Origin of the sequence: Peptoniphilus rhinitidis 1-13, from assembly GCF_000246925.1 — a bacterium.
GTDB classification, from domain to species: domain Bacteria; phylum Bacillota; class Clostridia; order Tissierellales; family Peptoniphilaceae; genus Peptoniphilus_A; species Peptoniphilus_A lacydonensis.
In genome coordinates, this window is the sequence record NZ_BAEW01000022.1 from 1 (window position 1) to 15,434 (window position 15,434).

Below are 15,434 nucleotides of genomic sequence, written 5' to 3' on the forward strand. Positions count from 1 at the left end.
ACGTACTGTGCTTTCTGGAATATTTTTTTGTATTTTTATTAAGTTTTAAGAAAAAACATTCTCTATAACGCTCTCTGCGGGCTTTTTAATGTGTGCATAGACCAATTCTATTGCTTAAAAAGCAAACCTTGTTTAAAGTGATGTTTAGGAGCTTATTTAAGATTTAGGCATGTTTTTGTTAATTTTATATAAAAAATCAAAGGTTTTTTATAAGTTTTAGAGTTCTCTTCCAAAATCTTGGTTATTTTCTCTAGAAATATCTTCAGAATATTTATTTCCAAAATTTTCTAATTGTTCCAAATAAAAATCTGCTTCATCTTCATAATCTTTATTAATAGCCTCTTCTTTTTCAAAATCATTAGATTTTTCTATTTCATATTCTCTTTCAAAAGACTTGTTAGCTCTTTCTTTTTCCATGCTTTCTCTTAATTCCTTTACAAAGGCACTTTTTTCTTCTTTACTAAGATCTTTATCCATTCTGTATTTAGTAAACAACTTAGACATTTTTTTAGATTCTTCAGCTATACGACTAATAGTATCTACAACTTCTCTTCCTTTTTCGATTCTATCGTTTATATCTTTAACTTGCTTTTCCATTTCTAATTCTGGATCTACATCGTCATCCAATGCCAATCTAAATTCTAATTCTTTTTCAAAAGCATCTTTTACGAATTCCACTTCATCTTCTAAAGTATAAACATTTTCTAACTCTACGTTATCCCTATGTAGGTACATATCTTTAGCTGATATTTTTTGTATTGCCTCTTCAAAATAGTTTTTATTTTTATTTATAAGATTATTATCTATAGCGTGCATGTTAAAAACTTCCCTCAATTTTTTCTCGTTGATTCTGTTAAGTTCGTCTAAAATCTTTTTTATCCTTTTCCAAGATTTAAACCTAGTATTTGAAAGAAGAACAGGATTTGTTCTATAAGGAGGATAAATTTTATCGTCTTCTACCTTATATCCTTCCTTCTCTAAAGATTTTTTGACTTCATCTGTAGTTCTGAATTGGCAAGAAAAAATATTGCGTTTTAAAGAGTTGCTAACCCTATCGTTTAAAGTATAGAACTTCTCTTTAGGGTTTCGCTTCTTTCTTTCCATTCTTTCTACAGCAGTCATTTTTGGTCTGTTTCTATTATACAACATGCTCTCATAAATGGAAGATAAACCCTTATCTTTGCAAACCTGATTTACATTTTCTTTCAAGGCATTTTTAAAAAGAAACTCCCTAGGCTGAAGACCTACACCTCTGCCACTTTCACAAACAAAGTGAGCGTGTATATTTCTTCCTTGTGTGTGAGATGCAACAATAAATCTTGCATCTTCGCCCAATGTTTTCTTTAAAGCTTCACTAGTTATATCTCTAGCATCAGACAAAGATATATCATCTTCAGAGGAAAAACTTATGTAACCTGTGTAAGCATAAATACCAGAATTATTTTGTAAAACCTGTATACCACGACCAGACCTTAAACTGTCTAAATAACTTTCCTCATTATTTTTATATATAGAATTAATATTTCTTTCTTTTTTTCTAAAATTTTCTTCATCTAAATAAATAAGTTTTTCAAAATTAAATTGATTACAATTATTTTCATTTATTAATAGTCCATGGCCTGTTTGTTCATCTTTAAGAATATAATTAATAGATGCTCTTATATTAGATGATTTTTTAACACTTATAAATGCCAATTATTCTTTCACCACTTTTTCTATATTTATTGTTGGAATTAAGGTTTCTTTTATATTTAAGTATAAAGTATCGCCTACATTTATTTTCTTCTGCATATCTTTATCTAGTGGTATTCTATAAATGTCTTTTTTTGATTCAGCTATAGCATATACTTCCCCATTTTCATTGCTAAAAGAATTAACCTTGGCTATATCTTTTATTGTTGGAATACTTTCCTTTTCTTCAATATTTGTAATTTCCTTTATTTTTACTTCATTGAAGAGATCTTTTACTGGGAAATACATTATAATTAAAGCTATTATTATTGAAATAAAAATTTTAATTCTATTTTTATCTTTTTTAGATAAGAAAAAGGTCTTTAAAAGATTTGCATTTTTCACTCCCATTTCATAGTCAAATTCATCTTGCTTTTGCATTTGTCCGTCTGGATCTATATTTCCAGAATATTTATCTAAATCCAAGTCTAATTTTTCAAAATCTGGCTTGACTTTATTGTCATATATTTTCAAGTTCGTCACCTAACCTATTTAAATATTTATCTGATATTTCTTTTATTCTACTTCTTAAAAGTTCAATGTTTTCTCTTAACGAATATTCATTTAACAAAGATGTTTCAATATCTGATATTTCTTTTTGGCTTTTTTCAAAATAAATATAAAGCTCTTCTCTAATATTTTTAATTTCTTTTAAAACATCTAAGATTTCTTTCATTTGTGTATCTCTGTCTTTTTCTGAATAACTTTCTACAACATAGATACCATATTCTTTAATTATTTTGTTAATTTCGTTAATTTTTTTATCTAATTCTAAATATTCTTCTTCCCCTATCGAAATAACAAAACCATCCAAAATTATTTTTTTCAGAACATCGGACATCGAAAGATTATTTTGTTTAGCAAATCTGTAAAAAAAGTCATATTGTTCATCTGTAAAATTTAATTGAATACTTTTTGTCATGGCATAACATATCCTATAGGTCTTTTACTTTTACAATTAGCAATAGAAAAATTAAATTTATTTCTTATAGTTTTATACATAGGTAAGTCTTTATTAGATAATACTTTTATAAGCCTAGAAAAAGTATTGCTATATACTAGCTCTTTATATGATCTTGATTTAAGTGCGTTCATATAAACGTCTGTATCTTTAATAAAACACATTACAAAATTGAACTCTAAAACTTCTCTCCCAACAAAAATAGAATTATCCATATAAATTAGAAAGAAATGATCTCCAATATCTTCAAGTACAGCTTCTTTTTGCTTAAAAGTTTCTGTGTCAAAAAACCTTAATTTTATAAAGCCACTTTCGTTAAAAAATTCATCTAAATTAACAAGTCCATATACAGAACCCCCTATTAAATTATTAAAATCATTATATGAATACTTAAAGTCTAGGTATAACCTAGTATTATCTCTCCTTTTCTCTTTAACTTCCATAATTTCACTTCCTTTTAATACAGATAAGGTTAGCTATAAAAACAGCTAACCTCTTTACTATTCATCTTCCATTTCTGATAAATAATCTAAGCCTCTTATATATTCTTCCTCCCCATCATTCAAGAAACTTTCTTCTTTTAAAGAATATAAAATTTCTCTAAAAACTACTTCTTCTTCAGGATTAATTTCTTTTGAATCCTTTAAATCCAATAAAATCTTATCGTATTTTTCATAAATTGATAGTTCATTATATTTGTCAAAATCATTAGCCCATACTTTTGAAATTCCCTGTATATTATCAATCTTTTGTATTTTTTCAATTAATTCATCTATCTTTTGACCTTCTTTTTCAGGATTAATTTTTATTTTGAAATTAATATTATGTGAATCTACAGTATAATCTTTTGAATTTAAAATTTTTAAAACTTTTTCTAATTCTGCATTATTTGGTGGGTATGAGAAACTAACAGCAATTTCATCCTTTTTATAAAAGTTATTTTGATCAACTTCTTCCATTTCTTTAACTTTATTGTCAACCACTGGTATAAGTTTTTCTAATTTATCAAAATCAACATTTTCAAAATAAAAATATGATTTAGGAATAAATCCTTGAATTGAATCTCCACCTTGTAATCCTAAAAATTCTTTATATACTTGTTCTTTTTTCTTTTTTAATTGATTAAAAATTTCTTCTTCTGAATATGTTTTATAATCAGATAAAGCTCCTTGTAGGTATTTTCCATCGTTATATAATTTTAGTACATCCTTATCTAAAGCTAAATCTTCTATATTATTACTTGCATAATATTTTTCATAAACACCTAAAAAAGGTTTATTAGGATCAGTTTCTGAAACTTTTAATTTTTCTGGCTCTTTAGAGTTTTTATCATCTCTGTTATCTATCACAATTTTACTTTGTTCCTCTGCACTATTTTTTTTATCATTTTTGCATCCACTTGTAAGAAGGCTCAAAGAAATTAAAAAAGATGAAATTAACATTATCTTTTTATTCAAAATAATCACCTCAATAAATAACTAGATTATCTCCATCTTCATACATATAAAAACCATCATATTCTTCATCAGGGCTACCCTCTAAATCATCTATAAAATCATGTATATTCTCCATAACTTCATCTGTAATTTCTAAATCATCATAATAAAAAGTTATTCCGTCAATAACAATGCTTTTTTCACTCATAATATCTCTCCTTATAAAAATTTTCTAAATATACCTTAAATATTAGATACCTTAAATCGAAGAAAATTTATTTTGGAATAAAAATTCCTCTATTATCTAAAATAGAAGAATTATTTTAATTAAGAAAGTTTTTCTAAAATATCTAACATTTCTTGTAATGAATTTGATTTGTAAATCTTAGTTTTAGAAAAAGAATATGTTAATTTGCTTTTTTTGTCATCTGGATTTTTCTTTATCATATCATCTAATGTGTTAAATGCTATTGTTTTAATTGTAGGTAATACATCTATGTTATTATCTACAATAAAAGAATCTAAATCAGAAATTGCTTCTATTTTAATTAAAGAATTTTTTAATTCTTCTTTGTCTTCATTAGACTTATCTAAACCAACAATACTATTTTCAGTTATTTCTTTTACCTTGTTTATAAAAGTATCTCTAGTTAAATTTTCTAAAATGTCTTTAGAAAAATCTTTTTCTTCTATAGGATTTGAAGGTTCAGTTATATTTTCGTCTGTACCAGGTTTTTCTGGTTCTGTTGTGTTATTATTCCTTCATTAGAATTATTATCTTCCTTTAGCATTTTATTACTTAAAATAGTTTCAACTTGTTCAAGTGTACTTGCCTTTTCAATTAGTTTTGTAAAATAATTAAGTTTATATTCAGATAAATTTTTACCTTTTATAATTTTTAAAGCTTCTTCTTTCTTTTCCTTTAATTTATTTGCATAAGTTTCTTTTTCTTTTTCTAATTCTTCTGCCTTTGTATTTCCCTCTACAGCCTTATTATAAATTGTTTTTGCCAATTCATAAGTTTCTGCTTCTTTAATATCTTTAGAATATGAAGTTAGTTTTTCATTAGTTAAATATTTAAGATCCTTTAGTTTTTCAACTAATTCTTCTTTATCTTTTTCAAGTTTTTTCTTAACATCAAGTTCTTCAGATTCCTTTAAAATCTTATTTACATCTTCTATAAGCTTTGCAGAATCTATATCTTTCATGAGTTTTTCAGAATATTCTTTAGACAAATTAGTTAATTTATAAATTTTCATTTTTGCCAATGTTTTTGACTTTTCAAGGTTTTCTGTAGTTTTAATGTTAGCTAATTTTAAAATGTCATCTAATTCTCTAACTTCCATTGCATAATAGATGTCGTCTGTAAATTTTTCATTATCTTTTTCTGTTAAATTATTAATTTCTTTTAACTTATTTCTTGCTATTTCCTTTTCTTCTAATAAAATTTTAGAGCCATCAAGGTTTGATTTTGCAAGCTTTAATACTTCATCAACTTCATTTAAAGAAACAGCGGAATCAATTAATCTTATATAATATTCTTTAGAATTTTTTCTTAGTTCAAGCTTATCTAATTCTTTTTTAGCTTCAGCTTTTTTATCTTTTAAAACTGATAAAGCTTCTGCTCCTCCATTGCTTATTTCATCAATTATATTTTTGACTTCTACATTTGTTTTAGCTCTTTCAAGTCTTTTATAATAATATTCTTTATCTTCCTTAGATAATATTTTATTTTCATCGATTAGTTTTTTTGCTTGTTCTTTATATAACTTTACATCTTTATTTAGAAGCTCAATTTGTTTTTCCAATTCTTCTTTAAATTTATTTAATTCTTCTTGTGTTTCTATATTATTTAAAGTTGAATATAGCTTGTTCTTTTCGAGTTCTGAAAATTCAGAATCATAAATTTTTTTATTCAACTCCATTTTTTCTGTTTTAAATTGGAATAGAGCTTGTTTTGAAGCTTTTGTTACATTGTCTAAGTGTTTTTCTAGGCTCTTTGTTGTATACATTCTACTAATAGAGTTTATATCTATATCCTTTGAAAGGTAATCAAAAAGCTTTAAAATTTCTTCTCTAACTTTTCCTTTAGTTAAATCAAAAATATATTTAGTAATACTATCTTCCAATGAATATAATTCAGTAACAGTTGAAGTTTCTTCAACCTTTTCTTTAAAATCAGCTTTTTTCTCATTACTCAAAAATCTTGATTCTTCAATAAAACTTATTAAATCTTCTTTTCTGTTTTTTAAAATTTCACTTTCAGAGGATTTTCTAAAAGCTTCTTTTCTACTATCTATAGTATTATTAATAGAATTAATTTCTGATGCTGTTTTGCTATTGTCAATTTGTTCATAATATTTGTTCTTTTCATTATATGACAAAGCTCTATCTGAATTACTTACTTTTCTTATAGCGTCTCTTCTCTCTTTAGAAAGACCACCTGGATAGTCAATAGTTATAGAATAATCATTGTAATATTGGTTTTTAAAACTAAATGTAACACTCTTAGGATCATTATCTAAATAAAATGGAATCCTGATTTTTCCAACTTTATCAGCTAAAACTTCATATTTTGCACTTTGAGATGAGTTGTAATTATAGCTTATTTTTGAGTTAGGCGGAACATTAGAAAAATAAACATTAAATCTGTTGATTATTCCCTTTTCTTTTTCATATCTAGCTTCAATTTTCATATTTTTCTTTTCATAAACTTTCATTGTTTTTTCTTCTTGTCTACGAGCGTATTCGCCTTTATCATTTTTTTGTCTTATATAAAAAATTGTATCTTTTTCTGGCATTGGCAATCTATTAAAAATCCAATAAGCTTCTTGAGCATCGTAATTTAATTTTATTGAATTAGAAGCTTGTGAATCTACCCCATGGCCAAAAGTCTTTTTTAATTTCCACTCATCAATTTTTTTATACTGTTCTTCTTTTTCCAATGGATCATAAATCTTTTCATATTCTTTTCTTTCAATTCCTGCACCTTCTAAATATTGTTTTGGCTGAATTGAATAAAGTGGTAAATCTTTTTTATCATAGTTTTTACCAGATTCTAAAGTTGTTGTAATATGATGGAATATATCATCATTAGCATCCCTTGAACTTTGATAAATGTTTGATTTAACCAGCTAACACTTTTATAGCCTTTGGATTTTCGTGTTTTACAATATAAGGAGCATATCCTGAAGCAACAAATGTTGCCTTTCCATCAATTTTTTTATCATATTCTATTTCTACTTCTTTAAATCTTACATAATCGCCTTTTGAAGAAAGATCTTCATCTTTATTTCCTTTAAAAACACCAAATAAATTTTCTGTATAGGCTTTTACACTGCTTAATTGACCTGTAAAATTTTGTAGTTCAGCTAAAATATCAGCTCTTTTATCTTCGTTATATCTTTCCTTATCCCAAAACATTTTTGATTTTGAAAAAGATTTTGGTAAAAGAACATTAAAGGAAGTAGATTTATTTTGCCATGTAGTATAAGTATAATATCCACCCCATGGAGAAAATCTAACTCTTTCAACTCTTTCCTTATAATATATTGTCCCTAATGCACTTCTATAAGTATTTTCTCTTAAAGGTACATCTTTAAAAGTAGCAGATGATCCATTTTTGTATTCTCCGTCAAATTTAATCCCTGTTACAGTTGAATTACTATTAACATAATAATTCGCATCAATATAGGTATTGACTAAGCCGTTTTTTTCTTCACTAGGTTCTCTAGTTATTTTGTAACCAAACCTTTCAATTTTCCATTTATTAATTTCATCTTTATATTCTTTCCCTGAAGAGTTATTAAAATTCTTCTTAGCGGCAAAAATATTTAAGGGAGAAAATAAACTTAAAATTAATAAAAACAATGTGACTTTTTTAATTTTTTTCATAACATTACCTCCTTTCTTAATTTAATATACCTAAAAAGCAAAATTTTTTTATTATTTTTCAATTTTAAATAAAAAATATAGAAAATATAGGTATATTGTCTTTATGAGAGGTGAATTGGAATAAATGATAAACAATAGTTTTAAAGAAAATTATAAAAAACATTCTTCAACTGCTATGCTCGCTCTAACTTTAATTGTTTCTTTTAATTCTGTATATGCGTATAATAAAACAGATGCTTATACAGATAATAATGAACATGTTAATATGTTGTATAATGAAGAAAAAAATAATTTTTCTATAAATGAAGAATATGACTATAGTGCAAATGAAGAATATGATGTTGAAAAATCTGACAGTATAGAGGCAAAAGATTTTTTTACTGATGAAATCAACATAACCCCTAGAGATGAAATTTTTGTAGAAAATTCTGATACAATTTCTGTAATAGATGAAAACACAAATCTTTATAGCTCAATTAAAAGCATAAATAATAATGAAGATAATTATATTAATCCAAACAATAATTTAAGAAAAGTAATTTTACAAAGAGCTTTTTCACAAATTGGCCTACCTTACGTCTGGGGATCCTCTTGTCCATGGGGTTCTTTTGACTGCTCTGGTTTAAGCACTTACGCTTATAAATGAATAGGTTATATCTTACCAAGAACTTCATATAATCAAGCTAATATAGGTAAAACAATACCATTAAATGAAGCACAGGCAGGAGATCTTTTATTTTTTGGAAAAAATGGTGTTTCTCATGTGGGTATTTATGCTGGAAACTACACCATGGTTCACGCTTCACCAAACAATGGTGTTTGCTATGTTGATTTAAGAAGTTATAATATGACTAACTTTAGATTGGCAAAAAATATACTCGATTATTAGGATAATTTTTTATGAAAAAATATAATGATTTCAAAGACATTCTAAAATTATAAAAGAAACAGGTTCTTTTTTTAATATTGGAGCTAGAAAAGAGGTCAAATACTTGCCTAATCTTTTAAAAGACAATGAAGAAATTCTTTATATAACAAGTGGTAGGTTACAAGGAAATAGTTGGCTTATTACTTGTACTAATAAAAGGTTATTGTTTTTAGATAGAGGTATTTTATTTGGTACAAGGACAAAAGAATTTAGGCTTGAAAAAATTAATGGTGTTTCTTATAGTTTAGGTCTATTTTGGGGAATTATAAATATTGAACATGGTGGAAATGGATTTACTATTGGTGGAATAAAGAAAAAAACTGTAAAAAAGATGGTTGAAGCTATTCAAACAGCTATTGATGATTATATTGATGATTTTTCATCAGAAGCTATGGATCTTTATTGTGTGAATGACAAATTTTATGAAATAAAAAAATACAAGGAATTACTAGACTTTAACATAATAACTGAAGAGGAGTTTTTACAGAAAAAAAGTGAACTCTTGGATTTATAAACTATTAAATAGTTGCTAACCTTTTAAAGTCTTCTAAATTGTATTCATTCATATTTAGTTCGTCCAAAAAAATATTTTAAACATTACATCTATTATAATATGATTGAAAGTTTTTATTACATAAAATAATCATTTTTGAATTTTGATTATATCATTTTTAATAACATTTAGTGAGTTAAGTTTTATAAATTTATAGATAAGAATGCATTGCTTATGAAATTATTTTATGATATCATAATGAAGGTTGGATAATATAGTCTATACAAATAATGCAAGCATTTTCAAAAAAAATATTATACGTGGAGGAAATTTATGAAAAATCAAAAAGTCTCTAGTTTAAGCAGCAATATGAAAAAGATAATTGTTACTGGTCAAGGATGCAAAGATGATTGCTCAGGAACAGAAATTGATATAGCTAACGGAAAATATATTGCCATTCCAGCTGTGGTTTGTTATGGCTATGAATGTCCAAGAAAACCCGTAAGACCCGCTCATATAACAGAATTATTTTAAATAAATAGATTAGCATTATTTTTACATAGATAAGAAGGGGTTGTATGTGATCGCTTTAATAGACTCAGGGATTAATATCACTCAATTAAAACAAGTGAAAGCTGTTGATATTGGCTATGGTATATTAGATGAAAATGGACATGGTAGTATATTAGCAGATATTATTTTAAAAATATTAAGCATAAATAATGTAAATTTAGAAATCGTTTCCTTAAAAATTTTAGATAAATTTAAGAGAGGAACTTTAGATGGTATGTTTAAAGCACTAGATTATTGTCTAGAGTTAAAACCAAGTTGTATATGTATGGCACTATCAATTTCTAATTATAATAGCATTGAAATAGTAAAATTAAAACAATATATAACAAAAATCGCCAAAGAAAAAATTTATATTATAACTGCTTTTGAGAATGGAACATACAACTCTTATCCAGCTAACTTTAAAGAAGTATATGGTTGCTTAAATAGCTTAGCTTATACTGATTATAATATAGAAAATATTAAAAAAAATCTTATAGTTAATGCTACTGTTGATTCTATATATTTTATGTTCCAAAATCAAATAAAAGTAATAGGCGGAAACAGTCTACTATGTGGAATAGCTACAGCATATTTTTTTATAATAAAATTCATATACAAAAAAGAAATTCTATTTCCAGATATTTTATATAAAATTGCCGAATTTAACAAATTTAACACACGTGTAAAAGATTATAAAAAAATTAATGCAATTAAGATGAAACTAAAAACTATGAAGTTTACAAATATTGATAATCCTTACTTAATTTTGAATGATCTAAATAAAGGAAAATTATTTTTAGAAGAAATTAAAAATTATAATTATAATGTTGGTAAAAAATATTATTTACAGTTACATCATCTTTTAACATGGAATGATTTTGTTACATATTTGTATTTTGAAAATAAATAATTTATAGGAGGTTATAAATGAATAAAAATATAGATATATTCGAAATAAATGAAGAAAGTTTATATATTTATAATCATATAAAAGGACGAGGGATATTAATTCACCCTGAAGTATACAAAATATTACTTAATTACTTGTCAATAGAGGATTTATTAGATAACAATTTAGATGATAGTCGGGATTTTTGGATAAAACTTTCTGAATACTTATCAGAAATGGAATTTTATGAGGAAGAATCTTTTATTGAAAAGGATACAGAATTAAATGTTACTTGGATTATTACAGATTACTGCAATTTATTTTGTAAACATTGTTCGCATGATGCTATTCCTAAAGGAAGTAAAATTATAGAAGCAGATATAAATATTCTGAATGCAATATTAGACAAGCTAAAACCAGGAGGCCTAATATTATCTGGTGGAGAACCTATGATCTTGAATAATTTTACGCAAGTTGTTGATGTTTTAAGAGATAGATATTCAGGAAAATTAAATTTGGCGACAAATGGTACTCTGATTAGTAAAGAAAATATTAATATTATTAAAGCTTTTGATAGTATAGATATTAGTATTGATGGAATGACCGAAAAAGAAACTGATAGTATACGTGGAAAAGGGACATATAAGAAAGTTATAAATGCTTTAGCCTTATTAAAGGAAATAAATTTTAAAAATATTTCTTTGTCAATGGTGTTTGACAAAAATAATGATTATTTATATTCAAAGTTTATTGAATACTGTAAAAAATCGGGTTATAAACCAGTATGCAGATATTTAAGTTTAGTTGGTAGAGCTAAAGATAATTTTAGTGAAGATGTTGAAATGTATGGAATTCTTTCTGGAGGTTTTTCAGTTTTTGACGCACACTATGAATGTAAAGCATGTTTAAATTCAGTTACGGTCGACTCTAAAGGCTACGTTTATCCCTGTAATTTGTTTATGGATAAAAGATTTAGAATTGGAAACATATTAGAAGATAATAATATTTTTGATAAAATGGAAAGAAATAAAAAAAATAATTGGTATAAAGAATTTTCAGAATACATAAGTTGGGAAAGAAGTGAATGTTCAGACTGTAAATATAGAAGAACTTGTTGGAGTTGCCCAGGAATGGCTTATGGCTATGAGCAAATTCACGGGAATTTTCGAAGAAATAATCAATGTAAAAGTAAATATTTAAGAATAACGGAGGAAATGAAAAATCTTGAATGAATATACAATATCTATAATGATTACCAATGAATGTAATTTAAAATGTAAATACTGTTATGTGAGGCAATTGTCTAAAGATAGAAAAAATTTTTTGAGTATAGAGGGTACAGATCATATAATTAATTTTTTAATTAAAACATATAAAAGTGATGATAAACTCACATTTAATTTTATTGGAGGAGAACCTTTATTGAATTATGAAGTAATAGATTATTTTATTAAAAAGATTAAAGTATCCTTTAAAGACACTCAATTTATGTTAACTACAAACGGATTATTGTTAAACAATACACTGATAAATAAACTAATAAATCATTTCTATAACACCTTAACAATTAGCTTAGACGGAGATATGAATACACACTTAAAAAATAGAGTAGGCTGTTCAGTAGAAGATTACAAAATATTATTAAATAATGCTTTGCTTTTAAATAACAAAATGGATAAATTAAGAATTAGAATGACTATTACTAAAGAAACTACTGAATATTTATTTAATAATATTAGGTATCTTATAAATCTCGGGTTTAATATTATAGTTCCTGTTTTAGATTTTACAGATATAAATTATGATCATAATGATATAAGTAAATTAAGCAAAGAGATAAATAAAATAAAACTATTTTTTAATACTAATGATATTGCAAAAATAAAATTTAGAGGAGTTAATGGCGAAATTCAAAATTTAAATAAATGTGATGCAGGATGTAGTTCATTTTGTATTGATTCAAAAGGAGATATTTACCCTTGTTCATCTGCTATAGATGAAAATTTAAAGATAGGTGATATATACAATGGCATTGATTTAAATAAAATAAATAATTTAAATAAAATAAATAATATCCCACTCAAAGAATGTGAGGGATGTCTTCTTTATGAAGAATGTCTATCGCCAAGATGTAAACTTATAAATTACGTAACTATGGGAGATTATTTTAAACCAAATCTAGCTCATTGTATACATATGAATGCAATTTCTCAAGGAGAATAAATTTGATAGAAATAAAAAATTTAAAATTTAATTATAAAAATAAATTCCAACTCAATATTCCTGATCTAATAATTAATGATGGAATAGTTGGTTTGCTTGGCACAAATGGTTCAGGTAAAACGACTTTTTTCAAAATATTATCGACCATTTTGCCACTTAAAAACGGAAGCATAAATATAAACGGACTAAATTTGACGGCTAAAAATTACAGCAAGATTCGCTCTATACTAAGTTATATGCCTCAAAACTTTGATTTTTTCCCTAAGTTTAGCGTTTATGAAGTATTAGAGTATTTTGCTATTTTAAAACTTATGGACAAAAGTATTATCTCTCAAAGAATAGAAGAGGTTTTAACTGAAGTAAACATGTTGGACTATAAAAATTCTTTAGCCACAAACTTATCAGGTGGTTTGAAAAGAAGATTAGGCTTTGCAATTTCTGTACTAAATCAACCAAAAATACTCTTATTAGATGAACCTACTGCTGGAGTAGATCCTAAAGAAAGAATAGAAATGAGAAACAGTATAAAAAAATATTCTAAAGGACGACTAATTCTAATATCTACTCATATTGTTGAAGATATAGAAAACTTATGTAGCGATGTGATTATACTGTTAAACGGAAATGTTAAATATGCTGGGAAAACAAATAATTTTATAGAAAATTCTCCAAGTGTGTATATTCTTAAAATAAAAAATGATGAATTCGAAAAAGTTAAAATGCTTGGTGAAATTATAAATATTAAATACATTGATGATTTCATGGAAATTACATTAGTAAGTGATAAAACTTTAGATGCTATTGAAAAAAATAAAACTTTAGAAAGTGGATACTTATATGTGCAAAATAAAAACTCATTCATTAAAAATTAAAAAAATATTACCAATTACACTTTTAATATTTACATTAATAAGTGTATTCTTAACGAACAATAGCATTGGATATATAAAAAGTTTTCCCATAAAAACATCAAGCGATATAAATAACTTAGAACATTATAAATTGTTAAATAAAGTATTTCCAAGATTTGAAACATTGTCAGATAAAGAAAAAATGACAATTTTAAATAATTGCTTCCAAGAATTGATACAAAATGATATAACATTAAAAAGTAATGAAATACAATATATAAAAGAAAACTTTATAAATAAAACAAAATATAGCGATTATGAGCAAAAATGGGATCAACTTTATAAAATATCCATAGAAAATGGAACAATAGAAAAATTTGAAAAAATTAGATTTAATATTTCTTACTTTTCTGGAATGAACTTACAAGATGTACAAAATAGATTGTCTGAAATTGATAAAAATCAAAATCTTTCTTTTGATTTTGCATATGAATTAGCTGATAAAATTATTATTCTTTGGTCTCTATTTATATATATATTGGTTGGATACTTTTTTTATATCTACAGAAATAAAAATAGCGAAGTATTTATTATGACTTCACCATATAATCCTACAAAGTATTCTTTATGTAACTTACTTAAAATCCAATCTACAATATTATTCTTAGCAAGCTTAGAATATATTACCTTTTCATTAATTATTCATAATAAAATAAAGTTTGACTATGTTAGTGTTTTTTCAGATTATTTAATTGTATTATTTATGATAATATGGATTTCAATCATATTCTTTATAAGTCTTGCATATTTCTTAAATGAAGTAAGTAAAAAAATATATATAACAGCTCCATTATACTATACTGTTTGTTTTTCATTCATTACTCCTACACTCGAGAAAAGTAAACTAAAAATTTTATTACCCTATATAAGAAGAGATATGTTTACACTAATAGATAAACAATTTTGCGATTTGTTATTCTTGAATAGATTAGTTATATTTATATTAACTATTTTGTTGACTATCGGAATAATTGAATTTTTTTAAGAAAGGATACACAAGAGATCGATATGTTAATTAATTTTATTTTAAAACAAGAAATCAGTTTAAGAAAAATATTTCTAATATCACTTTCACCTATACTGTTATTTATTTTTGAAGTAAATAACAGTTTTTCATACATAAGATTTTTTTGAATCAATATTACCAACATTTTATATTTTTATACTTTTTAGTAGTTTAATAAACTCTAAAACCGTAGGTATAGATGATCTAGAAAAATCAACACCTTATTCGAACTATAAGATTTATCTCTATAAAACTCTTGTTCTCTCTGTTTTGTTTGTTTTAAATATTATATATAACTATTTGATTTTACGAATAATATTTAACTATAGATTTTATATAGGACAAATCTCCATTGGGGAAAACAATTATTCAGAGATAACCACATTTTATATATTTATCTCTGGAAT

18 protein-coding genes are annotated in these 15,434 nt (G+C 25.0%); 10 read left to right on the top strand and 8 right to left on the bottom strand.

The window, feature by feature from the left end:
• Nucleotides 1-216: 216 nt before the first annotated feature.
• From RH95_RS08555 to RH95_RS09625, 6 genes are read right to left on the bottom strand one after another with little or no spacing between them, the layout of a single operon-like run.
• Nucleotides 217-1,695 (bottom strand): relaxase/mobilization nuclease domain-containing protein, encoded by a 1,479-nt coding sequence (locus RH95_RS08555; RefSeq protein WP_010248195.1) that lies wholly within the window; start codon nt 1,693-1,695, stop codon nt 217-219.
• Nucleotides 1,696-2,205, bottom strand: coding sequence for a hypothetical protein (locus RH95_RS08560; protein WP_010248198.1), 510 nt, complete (start codon nt 2,203-2,205; stop codon nt 1,696-1,698).
• Nucleotides 2,192-2,653 (bottom strand): hypothetical protein, encoded by a 462-nt coding sequence (locus RH95_RS08565; RefSeq protein WP_010248201.1) that lies wholly within the window; start codon nt 2,651-2,653, stop codon nt 2,192-2,194. The genes RH95_RS08560 and RH95_RS08565 overlap by 14 nt, the downstream gene beginning before the upstream one ends.
• Nucleotides 2,650-3,135: a hypothetical protein gene (locus RH95_RS08570; RefSeq protein WP_010248204.1), complete on the bottom strand. Its 486-nt coding sequence runs from the start codon at nt 3,133-3,135 to the stop codon at nt 2,650-2,652. The genes RH95_RS08565 and RH95_RS08570 overlap by 4 nt, the downstream gene beginning before the upstream one ends.
• 57 nt (nt 3,136-3,192) lie before the next feature.
• Nucleotides 3,193-4,149 (bottom strand): hypothetical protein, encoded by a 957-nt coding sequence (locus RH95_RS08575; RefSeq protein WP_010248207.1) that lies wholly within the window; start codon nt 4,147-4,149, stop codon nt 3,193-3,195.
• A 10-nt stretch (nt 4,150-4,159) separates the two neighbouring features.
• Nucleotides 4,160-4,336, bottom strand: a complete 177-nt coding sequence (locus RH95_RS09625; protein WP_158309977.1) for a hypothetical protein — start codon at nt 4,334-4,336, stop codon at nt 4,160-4,162.
• Between the two features lie 249 nt (nt 4,337-4,585).
• On the opposite strand from RH95_RS09625, the gene RH95_RS09535 reads away from it, so the two are divergent.
• Nucleotides 4,586-4,897 carry a hypothetical protein gene (locus RH95_RS09535; RefSeq protein ID WP_158309978.1) on the top strand — a complete coding sequence of 104 codons (312 nt, stop codon included), beginning with the start codon at nt 4,586-4,588 and terminating at the stop codon, nt 4,895-4,897.
• On the opposite strand, the gene RH95_RS08580 is transcribed toward RH95_RS09535, so the two are convergent.
• Together RH95_RS08580 and RH95_RS08585 are read right to left on the bottom strand one after the other, a co-directional pair.
• Nucleotides 4,839-7,073 (bottom strand): GA module-containing protein, encoded by a 2,235-nt coding sequence (locus RH95_RS08580; protein ID WP_010248210.1) that lies wholly within the window; start codon nt 7,071-7,073, stop codon nt 4,839-4,841. The genes RH95_RS09535 and RH95_RS08580 overlap by 59 nt on opposite strands.
• Before the next feature lie 181 nt (nt 7,074-7,254).
• Complete coding sequence (locus tag RH95_RS08585) at nt 7,255-8,022, bottom strand: hypothetical protein (protein WP_010248213.1); 768 nt, start codon at nt 8,020-8,022, stop codon at nt 7,255-7,257.
• A gap of 124 nt (nt 8,023-8,146) precedes the next feature.
• Here RH95_RS08585 and RH95_RS09260 point away from each other — a divergent pair, with 124 nt between their 5' ends.
• The 9 genes from RH95_RS09260 (at nt 8,147) to RH95_RS08625 (ending at nt 15,006) form a co-directional block, all read left to right on the top strand.
• Nucleotides 8,147-8,668: an NlpC/P60 family protein gene (locus RH95_RS09260; protein WP_010248215.1), complete on the top strand. Its 522-nt coding sequence runs from the start codon at nt 8,147-8,149 to the stop codon at nt 8,666-8,668.
• A gap of 9 nt (nt 8,669-8,677) precedes the next feature.
• Entirely contained in the window at nt 8,678-8,911 is a 234-nt protein-coding gene (locus RH95_RS09400) for a C40 family peptidase (RefSeq protein ID WP_268869486.1), read from the top strand.
• Nucleotides 8,912-9,014: 103 nt separating this feature from the next.
• Entirely contained in the window at nt 9,015-9,464 is a 450-nt protein-coding gene (locus tag RH95_RS08595; RefSeq protein ID WP_010248218.1) for a PH domain-containing protein, read from the top strand.
• Between the two features lie 312 nt (nt 9,465-9,776).
• Nucleotides 9,777-9,977 carry a hypothetical protein gene (locus tag RH95_RS08600; RefSeq protein WP_010248221.1) on the top strand — a complete coding sequence of 67 codons (201 nt, stop codon included), beginning with the start codon at nt 9,777-9,779 and terminating at the stop codon, nt 9,975-9,977.
• A gap of 46 nt (nt 9,978-10,023) precedes the next feature.
• Nucleotides 10,024-10,908 (top strand): S8/S53 family peptidase, encoded by an 885-nt coding sequence (locus tag RH95_RS08605; RefSeq protein WP_010248227.1) that lies wholly within the window; start codon nt 10,024-10,026, stop codon nt 10,906-10,908.
• A 17-nt stretch (nt 10,909-10,925) separates the two neighbouring features.
• Nucleotides 10,926-12,119: a radical SAM/SPASM domain-containing protein gene (locus tag RH95_RS08610; protein WP_010248229.1), complete on the top strand. Its 1,194-nt coding sequence runs from the start codon at nt 10,926-10,928 to the stop codon at nt 12,117-12,119.
• 16 nt (nt 12,120-12,135) lie between these two features.
• Nucleotides 12,136-13,110, top strand: a complete 975-nt coding sequence (locus RH95_RS08615; RefSeq protein ID WP_235777727.1) for a radical SAM/SPASM domain-containing protein — start codon at nt 12,136-12,138, stop codon at nt 13,108-13,110.
• Nucleotides 13,111-13,112: 2 nt separating this feature from the next.
• Nucleotides 13,113-13,982 (top strand): ATP-binding cassette domain-containing protein, encoded by an 870-nt coding sequence (locus RH95_RS08620; protein ID WP_010248235.1) that lies wholly within the window; start codon nt 13,113-13,115, stop codon nt 13,980-13,982.
• A gap of 130 nt (nt 13,983-14,112) precedes the next feature.
• Entirely contained in the window at nt 14,113-15,006 is an 894-nt protein-coding gene (locus RH95_RS08625) for a hypothetical protein (RefSeq protein WP_158309979.1), read from the top strand.
• Nucleotides 15,007-15,434: the final 428 nt, after the last annotated feature.

Excerpts from the sequence above, each read along its gene's own strand:
- RH95_RS08565 (WP_010248201.1), bottom strand. The coding sequence starts at position 2,653 with ATGACAAAAAGTATTCAATTAAATTTTACAGATGAACAATATGACTTT.
- RH95_RS09625 (WP_158309977.1), bottom strand. The coding sequence starts at position 4,336 with ATGAGTGAAAAAAGCATTGTTATTGACGGAATAACTTTTTATTATGAT.
- RH95_RS08585 (WP_010248213.1), bottom strand. The coding sequence starts at position 8,022 with ATGAAAAAAATTAAAAAAGTCACATTGTTTTTATTAATTTTAAGTTTA.
- RH95_RS08610 (WP_010248229.1), top strand. The coding sequence starts at position 10,926 with ATGAATAAAAATATAGATATATTCGAAATAAATGAAGAAAGTTTATAT.
- RH95_RS08570 (WP_010248204.1), bottom strand. The coding sequence starts at position 3,135 with ATGGAAGTTAAAGAGAAAAGGAGAGATAATACTAGGTTATACCTAGAC.
- RH95_RS08615 (WP_235777727.1), top strand. The coding sequence starts at position 12,136 with ATGATTACCAATGAATGTAATTTAAAATGTAAATACTGTTATGTGAGG.
- RH95_RS09260 (WP_010248215.1), top strand. The coding sequence starts at position 8,147 with ATGATAAACAATAGTTTTAAAGAAAATTATAAAAAACATTCTTCAACT.
- RH95_RS08600 (WP_010248221.1), top strand. The coding sequence starts at position 9,777 with ATGAAAAATCAAAAAGTCTCTAGTTTAAGCAGCAATATGAAAAAGATA.